Genomic DNA, 11,668 nt, shown 5'->3' on the forward strand with positions numbered 1-11,668 from the left:
AAACGCCTTATGAAATATTCTTTAATGTAGTGTTGCACTTAATTTGACAATTCAAGTGCATAAAAAATTAAAAAATCATGAATGGAAATGAAACCGCTTAAATAGGGCAACCGGTTGCCATCCAAAACGGCCCATTTCAGGTAAATGAAAACGCCTTGCGAAAACAAAGTAAAAAGAGACTATAAACTATTGAAAACAGATATGTTCTAGGCTATGGGCCGATCAACTAGTAGGCAAAAGTGACCACATAAATCGATTTTTGGTGGGGCTAGTAAAAAAAAGTAAAAATTATTTTTGAATGAAAAGAAGTCGCTAATTTTGACGTTTTTTTGGCCACAATATACATTTAAAATGAATATTATTAGTTGCGTTCGTGAAAAGTCTTACTTAGCAAAGATGGCGCTGTCACGCGGCTTTTAGTGGGATTGGTCTGGTCTAGTGAACGGGTAATCAATCCAACGGATGAGTATATTTATTGATAAAAAGAGAATTCCCATCATCTTCTAATGAGGCGTAAAGGGCCGTTTGAAATGGAAGACCCCCTTGTCAGCACTTTCAAAATGTAGTAAAAATAAGAGTGTAAGTCTTACTTCGATTCCCTCATCCGGGGATCGTGGTAAAAATTGTAAATTTTATAAGGAGGCTCTCATGGATAATTTAAAGATTGCGTCTACTGAGGAAGCTCGGCAGTATTTCACCACTACTCGTGAAATCGTCGATGCTAACAACACTGATTTCGTTGATTCAGCTGCCGTCGTTGTTATGGATGATGAACTTGATCCTATCAATGCGGTTGATGAAACTAAGTTTGGTGTGCCAGTCTTTGTTCTCAGTAAAGACAGTTCAAAGATCCAGGGCGATTTGATGGCAAAGATTTACCACATTGTTGACTTAAACAGTAAGTCAGATGGTAAATTGGTTGATCGTGAAATTGAATCGGCTGCCGCAAAGTACGAAGATAGTGTATTACCACCATTCTTCAAAGCCCTTAAGTCATATGTTGAACGGGGTAACATCCAGTTCGACTGTCCAGGACACCAAGGTGGGCAATACTTCGCTAAGCACCCAGCTGGTCGTGAGTTCTACAACTTCTTCGGTGAAAACGTCTTCCGTGCCGACATCTGTAACGCCGATGTTGACTTAGGTGACTTGTTAATTCACGAAGGTCCAGCTATGGATGCTGAAAAGCATGCCGCACAAGTCTTCAACGCTGACAAGACATACTTCGTAATGAACGGGACTTCAACTTCTAACAACATCGCTGTTGGTGCTGCTGTTGCTCCCGGTGACTTGGTTCTGTTCGACCGGAACAACCACAAGTCCATTTACAACGCTGCCCTCGTTAAAGATAGTGGCCGCCCAGTTTACTTAGAAACTTCCCGTGACCCTTACGGCTTCATCGGTGGGATTTACGCCCGCGACTTCGATGAAGACTACATCCGGAAGCAAGCTGCTAAGGTTGACCCAGAAAAGGCCAAGCAAAAGCGCCCATTCCGTTTAGCTGTTATTCAATTAGGGACTTACGATGGGACTATCTACAACGCAAAGCAAGTTGTTGAAAAGATCGGTCACCTTTGTGACTACATCTTATTCGACGCTGCTTGGGTTGGATACGAACAATTCATTCCTATGATGAAGAACAGTTCTCCATTACTGTTAGACCTCGGACCAGAAGATCCAGGTATCTTAGTAACTCAATCAACCCACAAGCAACAAGCTGGGTTCTCACAAGCATCACAAATCCACAAGAAGGATAAGCACATTAAGGGTCAGAAGCGTTACATCGACCACAAACGGTTCAACAACGCTTACAACCAATATGCTTCTACTTCACCATTCTACCCATTATTCGCTACTCTGGACGTTAACGCTCAGATGCAAGAAGGGGAAGCTGGGAAGAAGTTATGGCATGATGCATTGGTAACTTCTGTTAACGCTCGTAAGAGTCTGTTAAAGAACGCAACCATGATTCGTCCATTCGTCCCACCAGTTGTTAATGGTAAGAACTGGGAAGATGCTGACACTGAAAAGATCGTTAACGACATCGACTACTGGCGCTTTGAAAAGGGAGCTAAGTGGCATGGATTTGACGGCTACGAAGACAACCAATACTTCGTTGACCCTAACAAGTTCTTGTTAACGACTCCTGGTATCAACGTTGAAACCGGTGAATACGAAGACTTCGGTGTTCCAGCCGTTATCTTAGCTAACTACTTACGTGAACACGGGATCATCCCAGAAAAGAATGACTTGAACTCTATCTTATTCTTGATGACTCCTGCCGAAACTCCTGCTAAGATGAACAACTTGGTAACCCAAATTGTTAACTTCGAAAGCTTGATCAAGGCCGATGCCCCATTATCTAAGGTATTGCCTCGTCTGTACGCACGTAACAAAGACCGTTACGCCGGCTACACTATCAAGCAACTTTGCCAAGAATTACACAACTTCTACAAGGGTAACAACGCTAAGGAATACCAAAAGAAGATGTTCTTAGCTGACTACTTCCCAGAACAAGCTATGACTCCATACGATGCTAACGTTGAATTGTTACACAACAATGCTAAGTTAGTTAAGTTGAGTGATATCGAAGGGGAAACTGCCCTTGAAGGTGCTTTACCATATCCTCCTGGTATCTTCTGTGTTGCCCCAGGTGAAAAGTGGACCAAGGTTGCTCAAACCTACTTCTCAATTCTTGAAGAAGGTATTAACAAGTTCCCTGGTTTCGCACCAGAAATCCAAGGTGTTTACTTCAAGCAAGAAGACGGCAAGACCGTTGCTTACGGGTACGTTTACGATTCAAGCAAAAAGTAAACTCATTCGGAAATAGAAAGGAAATTATCGAAAATGGCTGAGCCTTTGAAAATAGCTAGCTCTGAAGGAGCTCTTAAATTCTTCAGTACTGACCGTGAGATCGTTGATCTCGTAGGTAAGACTGACTTCACCGATATTGCTGCTGCCGTCGTCACTGATTCTGACGAAGACATTGCCAGCGTTAAGTTAATTAATGCAACGAAGTTCGATATTCCTGTATTCATGTTAACTGCTGACTCCGCAGCCCTCGATGCAAGCGTTCGTGAAATGGTCTTCCATTTCTTGGACAACAACGACGAGAGTTACCGGAACATCTACGACAGTGAAATTGAAACCGCTGCTGCTACGTATGAAGACAAAATGATTCCTCCATTCTTCAAGGAAATGGTACATTACGTTGAAGAAGGTAACCTGAACTTTGATACGCCAGGGCACCATGGTGGACAATTCTTCTTACGTCACCCAGCTGGTCGTGCACTGTACAACTTCTACGGAGAAAACTTGTTCCGTTCTGACGTAAGTAGTTCTGACGTCGAAGTTGGTGACTTGTTGACCCACGGTGGTGCTGCCCTTGATGGTGAAAAGCATGCCGCACGTGTCTTCAACGCTGACAAGACTTACTTCGTTATGAATGGTACGACGACTTCTAACGCAATCGTTGATATCGCAGCTGTAAAGCCAGGCGACCTGGTATTGTTCGACCGGAACAACCACAAGTCTAACTACAACGCTGCCTTGGTACAAGCTGGTGGTTTACCAGTTTACCTCGAAACTGAACGGAACCCATTCGGTTTCATCGGTGGTATCGATGACGCTGCTTGCGATGAAGATTACATCCGTGCACAAGCTGCTAAGGTGGATCCAGAAAAAGCTAAAGAAAAGCGTCCATTCCGATTAGCTATCATTGAATTAGGGACTTACGATGGTAGTATCTACAACGCACGCCAAGTTATCAAGCGGATCGGTCGCCTCTGTGACTACATCCTCTTTGACTCCGCATGGGTTGGATACGAACAATTCATTCCTATGATGAAGGATAGCTCACCATTACTTATTGACGACTTAGGGCCAGAAGATCCAGGTATCTTCGTTACCCAATCCGTCCACAAGCAAATGGGTGGTTTATCACAAGCTTCTCAGATTCACAAGAAAGATAAGCACATCAAGGGTCAGAAGCGTTACATTGACCACAAACGGTTTAACAACGCCTACATGAAGTACACGTCTACTTCACCATTCTACCCAATCTACTCCACACTTGACGTTAACGCCAAGATGATGGAAGGCCCTGCCGGTGCCAAGATGTGGATCGACACGGTTAAGTTAGGTATCGAAGCTCGTAAGCGGATGCTCAAGGAATCAACGATGTTTACGCCATTCATTCCTACCACTGTTCATGGTAAGAAGTGGGAAGACGTTGACACTGATACGATTGCTAACGACATCGATTACTGGCGCTTTGGTAAGGGTGAAAAGTGGCACTCATTTGCCGGCTATGCTGACAACCAGTACTTCGTTGACCCTCTGAAGTTCATGTTGAAGACACCAGGTATCAACATGGAAACGGGTGAATATGAAGACTTCGGTGTTCCTGCAACGCTGATTTCCAGCTACTTGCGTGAGCATGGGATTATCCCTGAAAAGTCTGACTTGAACTCAATTCTGTTCTTGTTGACCCCTGCTGAAACTAAGGCTAAGATGGACAACTTGGTTAACTTCATTCTTCAACTTGAAAAGTTGATTAAGGAAGACGCACCACTTAGTGATGTCTTACCTAAGATTTACGCTGAAAACATTGACCGTTACCGTGGTTACACGATCCGTCAACTTTGCCAAGAAATTCACAACTTCTACAAGAAGTCGAATGCCAAGGCATATCAACGTGCATTGTTCCGGGAAAAGACTTGGCCAAAGCCAAGCATGACCCCATACGATGCTGACAAGGCGTTAGTTGCTAACAATGCTAAGTTAGTTCCACTTGACAAGATTGTTGGTGAAACTGCCCTTGAAGGTGCACTTCCATACCCTCCTGGTATCTTATGTGTTGCCCCAGGTGAAGTTTGGAATCAAGAAGCCGCAACTTACTTCACGATTCTCCAGGAAGGTATCAACAACTTCCCTGGATTTGACCCTGAAATCCAAGGTGTCTACATGGAACCTCAAGAAGACGGCCGTGTTAAGGCTTACGGCTACGTTTACGACAAGGATGCCGCAAAATAACCTAGACTTTAAGAGATTCTAGTTTTATACTAATGAATGTCGGCCCTTTTTGGGCCGGCATTCTAGCAATTGTTCGTTTCAAAATTTTATTCAATTGAGGTTAGAAAAATGGCAGAAAATAGCACGAAAATGGGTGTTGTGCAGTTAACCATCATTACTGTTGTCAACATGCTTGGTTCCGGGATTATTATGTTGCCATCTAAGTTAGCACAAGTCGGGACGATGTCCGTTCTGTCTTGGGTTGTAACTTTAGGTGGGGCCCTCTGTCTGGCTTGGGTTTTCGCCAGAAACGGTATGTTTAGTAAAAAGTCCGGTGGTATGGGTGGATACGCCGAATACTCATATGGTAAAGACGGTAGTTTCATGAGTAACTTTACCTACGGGTTATCACTGGTTATCGCCAACGTTGCCATCGCGGTTTCCGCTGTTGGTTACTTGGCGGTGTTCTTGGACATCACCTTGAAACCAATTGAAGTTACTTTCTGGGTTATCGGTACTGTTATCGTAACCACGTTACTTAACTTCGGTGGTTCCAAGTTGACTGGTCGGATTGGTTCCGTAACTGTCTGGGGTGTTATTCTCCCAGTTGTTATCTTGGCCGTATTAGGCTGGTTCTGGTTCTCACCATCAATGTACGCTGCTTCATGGAATCCACACAATGTTGGAATCTTCGACGGGATTGCTTCATCAATTCCAATTACGTTATGGGCTTTCTTAGGACTTGAATCTGCGGTTGCCAACATGGACGCCGTTGAAAATCCACAAAAGAACGTTCCTATCGCCGTTATGGCTGGGACGATTGGTGCCGGGATCATTTACATCCTCTCCACCAACGTTATGGCCGGGATCGTTAAGAACTCAGCATTGCTGACTTCTAACGCCCCATTCGGTTTGACCTTCTCAACCATGTTCGGTGGCTGGGCTGGTAAAGTCGTTGAAGGTGTCATGGTTCTTGCATGTCTTGGTTCATTATTGGGTTGGCAATTTACCATCGCCCAAGTGTTTAAGTCATCTGCTGATGAAGGTTACTTCCCAGCAATCTTCTCCAAAGTTTCTAAGAATGGTGCCCCAATTGCCGGTATGACTATCTTATTGGTTGTTCAAATTCTGTTGTCATTCATGACTATCAGTCCTGACTTGAACAAGCAATTCAACGTGCTGGTTAACTTGGCCGTTATCACTAACTTGGTTCCTTACATTCTTTCAATGGGTGCTTCCAAGACCATTCAATTGAGTGCCGGGATCAGCAAGCACAACATGACCTTTAAGGTTACGAACGCCTTAGCTGTCGTTGCTGCAATCTACTCATTGTATGCAATGTACGCTTCAGGTGCCGAAGCCATGGTCTTAGGTTCATTAGTTACCTTCTTTGGTTGGACTATGTACGGTTTCGTTTCGCCTAAGTTTGACTTAGACCAAAAGGAAATTGACAAGGCTAACAAGGAAGCCGCAGCTACTGAAGCTGAAGCTAACTAATATTAGTCAGTTAAAAGAAAGTCGTTGGTCCACGTGAGTGGGCTGACGACTTTTTCTGTTGGCCGGGCTTGGGATCCATGGATGGCGCCATATCTGGGAGTGGATAGGGAGAGTTCTCACAGTCAGATGGGATCGCCAAAGTACCACTGAGTTTCAATAGAATAGCAAAAAAACAGCACGACAGGTGATTAAAATCATCTGTCGTGCTGTTTACGTTTAAATATGACTCATTATCCTTGAAAGTGTTAGGCTTCGTCAGCTAACGATTCTAAGACGTTAGCGGCAACGACTGGATCGGAAGGATAAGGTGTATCCACACCATTAACCTTTTGATACTTGTCTTCACCTTTACCAGCCAAAACCACGAGATCCGTATTGGATGCACCGGTAATGGCTTGGCGAATAGCGTCTTCACGCTTTGGTACGATCGTGGTATCAACCTTCGAGTGGTCGATATGACTGTCGATTTCCTCGGCAATCTTGATGGGGTCTTCGTGACCCGGATCATCGGCCGTCAAGTAGGCGACATCAGCGAAATCGTTCAAGGCGCGGGCGAAACCTTCTCGCCGGTCTTCACCCTTATCACCGGTACTGCCGAGAACGGCAATGACCCGTTGATCGGGGAATTGGGTACTCAGGAAGCCCAGTAACGCATTCATACTGCCCCAATCGTGGGCATAGTCCACGTAAATGGTTCCGTGATTCTTAGTCCGAGTGAATTGCATCCGGCCAGGAACCTTGGTGTTAGCCAACCCGTATTGCATATCGTCAGCAGAGGCACCCGCAATTGCGGTGGCCAGAATGGCTGCGGAAGCATTACTTTGGTTAAAGTCACCAGGAACGGAGACGTTGTACGTTTGTGCGAGACTGGCGAGCATTGGGTTGTCACTGTTAACGACTAAGTTGAAGGTACTTGCCGTCAAGCTAGCTTGGTTATCAGTGATCGAAACGCTGGCTGAGTCTGAATTCATCCCATAGGTGAAGATGTGGTCGGGTGCGGTGGAGACTTGAGCGGCAGCAAGCACTTCATCGAAGTGGTCAGTGTCCGCGTTAATCACCACGTTACGGGAATTCAGCAATAACTGTTGTTTGCAGAACAGATAGTTCGCAAAGTTAGGATGTTCGTTAATGCCGATATGGTCTGGCGTGATATCAAGGAAGATACCGACGTCAAATTGTAACCCGTAAACTCGGTCGAGTAGGTAAGCCTGGGAGGCAACTTCCATCACCAGGTACTTCGCGCCGTTGTCCACGGCTTCTCGCATTTCCTTGAATAGATCGAAGGATTCTGCGGTGGTCAGGTGGGCTTTGAATTGGTTCTTAGCACCCTGGCCAACAATCCGGTCGATAGTCGAGAACATGGCAACCTCACCTGGGTGAGCATGTTCAAGGATGTTGTGAGTGAAGTAAGTGGAAGTGGTTTTACCCTTGGTTCCCGTGTACCCAATCAGAAATAAATCATTTTGGGGGAAGCCGAAGAATAGTTGGGCGGCTAAAGACATAGCTTTACGCACGTCGTTGACGATAATCCCCGGAACGGAAAACACGTCACTATAATCAGTTTCAGCGAGATAACTAGTGGCCCCATTAGCAATGGCTTGCTTTAGGTAATCAACTGAAAAGTTCTTGCCTTTGCAGATGAAGAGGCCATTCTCACTGACGTTGCGAGAATCATAAGCTAATGATTCGAAGGAAACGTCGTCTGATTTTAGCGAATTACTTTGGTACAAATCATGTTCTTGTAGTAACGCAATCAGTTGGAATGCTTTCATGCAATTGCCTCTTTTCAAAGATTACTCGTTAGGACGCATCGTTGGGAATAGCATGACGTCTCGGATTGAAGGAGCATCCGTTAACAGCATGGTCATCCGGTCAATCCCGATACCAAGTCCACCAGTAGGTGGCATACCGTATTCCATGGCTTCCAGGTAATCTTCGTCAATACCATGGGCTTCTTCGTTACCGGCGTCACGTTCAGCATCTTGTGCTTCGAAACGTTGACGTTGGTCGACAGGGTCGTTTAATTCGGTAAAGGCGTTCCCATATTCGTTACCATTAATGTATAACTCGAAGCGGTCAGTGAATCGGCCGTCCTTAGGGTTCTTCTTAGCTAATGGTGAAATTTCAACTGGGTGACCGTAAATGAAGGTTGGGTCAACTAAGGTGTCTTGAACCTTGTCTTCGAAGAAGGCGTTGATGAAGTGACCAACAGTCCAGTAATCTTCATATTCAACATCATTTTCGTCAGCTAACTTACGAGCATCTTCAACGGACATCTTCTTCCAGAAGTCGATACCAGTAACTTCCTTAACAGCATCAACCATGTGAATCCGCTTGTATGGAGATTCCAGGTCAATAGGGGTGCCTTGGTAAGTGATGTGGCCATCGCCGTGAAGCTTACGGGCAGTGTAACGGAAAATGTTTTCCGTTAAGTCCATGACGTCGTTATAGTCCGTATACGCGGTATAAACTTCGATCATGTTGAATTCAGGGTTATGACGGGTGTCAATCCCTTCGTTCCGGAAGTCCTTGCCTAATTCGTAAACCTTTTCGAATCCACCGACAATCAAGCGCTTCAGGTAAAGTTCCGTGGCAATCCGGAGATATAAAGGAATGTCGAGGGCGTTAGATGAAGTGATGAATGGCCGTGCTTCCGCACCACCGGCTTGCGTCTGTAAGACAGGCGTGTCGACTTCAATGTAGCCTTGGTTATCCAGGTATTCACGCACAGCGCGCTTGATCTGGGTAACCTGCATAAAGCGGTTAAAGCTATCGCGGTTAGCAATTAAGTCCAAGTATCTCTTACGGTAGATAGATTCTTGGTTCGTTAAACCGTGGAACTTGTCAGGTAACGGACGTAACGCCTTTGATAAGAATTCGAGTTGCGTAATTCGAATCGTTAATTCATCGGTATCAGTCTTAATGACGTAACCATGAATACCAATAAAGTCACCTAAGTCCAAAGAAGTATATAAGTCGTAGGCAGATTCACCGAGTTCATCTTGCCGTGCGTAGCCTTGGATAGTACCGAAACGGTCGAGAATATCGACGAATCCGGCCTTCCCACTACCACGCTTAGCGGTTACCCGCCCGGCAAGAGTCACATTATGCTTATCTTCGGCCAACTCTTCTTTAGTGCTTTGACCGTACTTGTCGTTAAGTGTCTTGCTAGTATCGGTTCTGTCAAACCGGTGTCCAAATGGCGCGATGCCTTGTTCACTGAGCTTGTTCATTTTGTCCCGCCGAACCTGCATTTGATCGTTTAAGTCGGGTTGCGTGGAACTGTTTGTATGATTATTGCTCATATATGTGGCCTCCTGATAAGTATTGATTCGGTAAATCAAATCCAAATCTAACTTAAATCTAATTTATTTTGCCCAAATAAGCAAGGGAAATCGCTAAAAAAGTTAATTTTATTTAGAAAAATGTATAAATATTTTGGGGGTGCTAGTATGGCAAACATGACTTTGGCGGCTTTTGTAAACCGAATTAGCAAATTGGTCTGGAACAATTTATGTATAGCTTGAATTATTAGAACTTTTGTAATAAAGCCACGGAGAGATCAGACAAGTGACGGGGCTAAATAATCGATTCGGGTGTTTCGGTCAGTGACGGGTGATGATAGAATGGAATTAGTATTGAAGGGCGGGAAACGACATATGTTAAAAACGATTCGTAGAATGTGGCCGTTGCTGGTGCTGGGGTTCTTGGTGAACACGGCGTACAGTGTGATGTGGCCGTTAACAACCATCTATCTTCACGGTAACCTCCATTTAGATTTGGTTCAGAGTGGACTGATTCTAGCAGCCTACTCTGGCTGTAATGTCTTGGGGGGATATCTAGGTGGGGTCCTCTCGGATCGCTACTCGGCGAAAACGGTTGGGTTGGGCATGCTCGCAGCACTGGTGATTGATGCTGGCTTCGGGTTTATCTGGAATGGGATTATTGCCTATCCAATTGTCTTGATTGTCTTTGGGCTCCTCACTGGGGGTATGTTAACCCTGATTACAGCACTTACGGCCCAGCTCAGTCACAACGACAGTAAACTCTTTAATCTACTATATATATTCATTAACGTCGGGTTGGTCGTCGGCACGGCTAGTATTGGGGTACTCTTCCATCACAGTCTGCGGCCAATCTTTACCTTGCTGATTGTCTGCTACCTGGGGGCCTTTGCCCTTTGGCGTTGGAAGGCAGCTGAATTCGAGGCCAGCGGCACGGATGAGGCAGTCACAACCACGACACAGCCAAGTACGACAACTAATAGTAAGAAACTCCCTGTTGCGAGTCTCATAATTATCCTCTTAACGTTGGTCTTCATGTGGATTACCTACGCACAGTGGATGAGTAACGTCTCGGTTTACATTCAGAACGAAGGGTTGGGAATCAAACTCTACAGTTATCTCTGGGTCTACAATGGGATTCTGTTGATTATTGTACAGGCACTGATGACCAAGGCCAGCCACGTGCGGATTATTCCGTGGCAGATTCTATTTGGACTCCTTGCGATTGCCTTTTCTTTTCTATTAATGACGACAACTTCTGGTATCGTAGTGCTCTTTATGGCGATGACACTCTTAACCGTTGGGGAAGCCGTCTATGTCCCAGGGGTTCCGGCCCTGATTAACGCGTACACCGTAGGGAATGAAGGAAAGTACCAGGGACTGGTCAATTCCTTCTCGTCGGTGGGGAAGGCCCTGGGTCCTGTTCTCGGGGGTGTCGTGATCGGTCAGTTTACGTCATTTAAGTTCTTGTTCTTCTTGTGTGCGATTGTTGATTTCATCGTTGCGGCCGGATTTGTTATGGGTGTCGCCCCACTCTTACGGCGACGTGCGAAATGACAACGGACGGAATTGATCTAGCGTTCGAAATTGTGCGGCTTTTACGGTGCAATTTTGGGCGCTTTTCTTGTGCGGTTCGGCTTTGAAAAAAGATTGGTTAATTGTCATTTTTTAGTTGACGATTTAGGCGCTGGTTGGTATAGTTGTATACGTTGCTGTTACGAAATACCAACTAGACCAATTTAAAAGATTGAATTTAGTTGTTGACAGCAAACCAATAGAATGATATGCTTTATGAGTTGCTTGTTCAGGCAAGCAACCAGGTAGACCTTTGAAAACTGAACATTGTTTCGACAAACCAAATATGTGTAGGGCGG

Annotated in this window: 7 protein-coding genes; 4 read left to right on the plus strand and 3 right to left on the minus strand. The window is 45.1% G+C overall.

Translation table 11 applies throughout. The annotated features are described in order from the left end of the window. The first annotated feature begins 648 nt into the window (after positions 1-648). The 3 genes from speC (IV54_RS09695) (at position 649) to potE (ending at position 6,510) form a co-directional block, all read left to right on the plus strand. Positions 649-2,814, plus strand: a complete 2,166-nt coding sequence (gene speC, locus IV54_RS09695; protein WP_057879135.1) for an ornithine decarboxylase — start codon at positions 649-651, stop codon at positions 2,812-2,814. 33 nt (positions 2,815-2,847) lie between these two features. Beyond that, positions 2,848-5,034: an ornithine decarboxylase gene (gene speC / locus IV54_RS09700; protein WP_057879136.1), complete on the plus strand. Its 2,187-nt coding sequence runs from the start codon at positions 2,848-2,850 to the stop codon at positions 5,032-5,034. A gap of 108 nt (positions 5,035-5,142) precedes the next feature. Beyond that, on the plus strand, positions 5,143-6,510 hold the full coding sequence (gene potE, locus IV54_RS09705) for a putrescine-ornithine antiporter (protein ID WP_057879137.1): 1,368 nt from the start codon (positions 5,143-5,145) through the stop codon (positions 6,508-6,510). A 245-nt stretch (positions 6,511-6,755) separates the two neighbouring features. Here potE and IV54_RS09710 read toward each other — a convergent pair whose 3' ends face one another. Together IV54_RS09710 and lysS are read right to left on the minus strand one after the other, a co-directional pair. Then, complete coding sequence (locus IV54_RS09710) at positions 6,756-8,282, minus strand: UDP-N-acetylmuramoyl-L-alanyl-D-glutamate--2,6-diaminopimelate ligase (RefSeq protein ID WP_057879138.1); 1,527 nt, start codon at positions 8,280-8,282, stop codon at positions 6,756-6,758. Positions 8,283-8,303: 21 nt separating this feature from the next. After that, positions 8,304-9,815: a lysine--tRNA ligase gene (gene lysS, locus IV54_RS09715; protein WP_057879139.1), complete on the minus strand. Its 1,512-nt coding sequence runs from the start codon at positions 9,813-9,815 to the stop codon at positions 8,304-8,306. 354 nt (positions 9,816-10,169) lie between these two features. On the opposite strand from lysS, the gene IV54_RS09720 reads away from it, so the two are divergent. Further along, a complete protein-coding gene (locus IV54_RS09720) occupies positions 10,170-11,351 on the plus strand; it encodes an MFS transporter (protein ID WP_057879140.1) in 1,182 nt (393 codons plus the stop codon). Between the two features lie 123 nt (positions 11,352-11,474). On the opposite strand, the gene IV54_RS12130 is transcribed toward IV54_RS09720, so the two are convergent. Beyond that, the coding region (locus IV54_RS12130) for a hypothetical protein (protein WP_237756710.1) at positions 11,475-11,668 on the minus strand (194 nt) is incomplete at its 5' end.

Origin of the sequence: Levilactobacillus paucivorans (assembly GCF_001437125.1) — a bacterium.
GTDB classification, from domain to species: domain Bacteria; phylum Bacillota; class Bacilli; order Lactobacillales; family Lactobacillaceae; genus Levilactobacillus; species Levilactobacillus paucivorans.

Coding starts and splice junctions, on each gene's coding strand:
- IV54_RS09720 (WP_057879140.1), top strand. CDS start 10,170: ATGTTAAAAACGATTCGTAGAATGTGGCCGTTGCTGGTGCTGGGGTTC.
- speC (WP_057879136.1), top strand. CDS start 2,848: ATGGCTGAGCCTTTGAAAATAGCTAGCTCTGAAGGAGCTCTTAAATTC.
- speC (WP_057879135.1), top strand. CDS start 649: ATGGATAATTTAAAGATTGCGTCTACTGAGGAAGCTCGGCAGTATTTC.
- IV54_RS09710 (WP_057879138.1), bottom strand. CDS start 8,282: ATGAAAGCATTCCAACTGATTGCGTTACTACAAGAACATGATTTGTAC.
- lysS (WP_057879139.1), bottom strand. CDS start 9,815: ATGAGCAATAATCATACAAACAGTTCCACGCAACCCGACTTAAACGAT.
- potE (WP_057879137.1), top strand. CDS start 5,143: ATGGCAGAAAATAGCACGAAAATGGGTGTTGTGCAGTTAACCATCATT.